We start from the raw sequence: 1,407 nt of genomic DNA on the forward strand, positions 1-1,407 counted from the left end.
CTCATGACCTGCTGGCCCATTTCGGTCTTGACAAGAATCATGGCGGTCTCCGTCCTGCACCGCCGCGCGGAACGCCAGTTGGCACTCACGCCGGCGCGTTCCGCAGGAGTTTGGCACCAAACTCACAATTTTTTTCAATTACACGAAGCTGACAGGGATTTCCCGGGCAGCTTTCGCGCCTTTGTGCGCACCGCACGTCGCCGTGGTGCAACAACAGGCGCGGCCCGCGCCGGGCGGGCCGGCCTGCCGGCCCGTCAGGACTGCGCCAGGCGCTGCCAGGTGTCGATCACGCTGTCGGGGTTGAGCGAGATCGACTCGATGCCCTGCCCCGCCAGCCACTGCGCGAAGTCGGGGTGATCGCTGGGGCCCTGGCCGCAGATGCCGACGTACTTGCCCTTGCCTTTGCAGGCCTGGATGACCCGCTCCAGCAGGGCCTGCACGGCCGGGTCGCGCTCGTCGAAATCCGCCGCCAGCAGCTCGAGGCCGGAGTCGCGGTCCAGGCCCAGAGTGAGCTGCGTCAGGTCGTTCGAGCCGATCGAGAAGCCGTCGAAGTATTCCAGGAAGCGGTCCGCCAGCACGGCGTTGCTGGGCACCTCGCACATCATGATGAGCTTGAGTTCGTTCTCGCCGCGCTTCAGGCCGCGCCCGGCCAGCAGTTCGGTCACGCGCTCGGCCTGCTTCAGGGTGCGCACGAAGGGCACCATGATCTGCACGTTGGTCAGGCCCATGTCCTCGCGCACGCGCTTGAGCGCCTCGCACTCCATCGCGAAGGCCTCGCCGAACTCCTGGCTGATGTAGCGCGCCGCACCGCGGAAGCCCAGCATCGGGTTCTCTTCCTCCGGCTCGTAGCGGCTGCCGCCGATCAGCTTGCGGTACTCGTTGGACTTGAAGTCCGACAGGCGCACGATCACCGGCTTGGGCCAGAAGGCCGCCGCGATCGTGGCCACGCCCTCGGCCACCTTGTCCACGTAGAAGGCCCGCGGCGAGGCATGGCCGCGCGCCACCGACTCCACCGCCTTCTTCAGGTCGCCGTCGACCTGCGGGTAGTCGAGGATGGCCTTGGGGTGCACGCCGATGTTGTTGTTGATGATGAACTCCAGCCGCGCCAGGCCCACGCCCGCGTTGGGCAGCTGGGCGAAGTCGAAGGCGAGCTGCGGGTTGCCCACGTTCATCATGATCTTGGTCTTGATGGCGGGCATCTCGCCGCGCTGCACCTCGGTGACTTCGGTTTCCAGCAGGCCGTCGTAGATGTGGCCGGTGTCGCCCTCGGCGCAACTCACGGTGACCAGGGTGCCGTCCTTCAGGCGGTCGGTGGCGTCGCCGCAGCCGACCACGGCCGGGATGCCCAGCTCGCGCGCGATGATGGCCGCGTGGCAGGTGCGCCCGCCGCGGTTGGTGACGATGGCG

Annotated in this window: 1 protein-coding gene; it reads right to left on the bottom strand. The window is 67.5% G+C overall.

Annotation, left to right across the window (positions count from 1 at the left end; translation table 11 throughout):
• Window positions 1–254: 254 nt before the first annotated feature.
• Window positions 255–1,407, bottom strand: a 1,153-nt coding sequence (ppsA, locus tag ACIY1X_RS23930; protein WP_399685518.1) for a phosphoenolpyruvate synthase, incomplete at its 5' end; no start/stop codon positions are given.

Source organism: Xenophilus sp., assembly GCF_044462705.1.
GTDB classification, from domain to species: domain Bacteria; phylum Pseudomonadota; class Gammaproteobacteria; order Burkholderiales; family Burkholderiaceae_C; genus Xenophilus; species Xenophilus azovorans.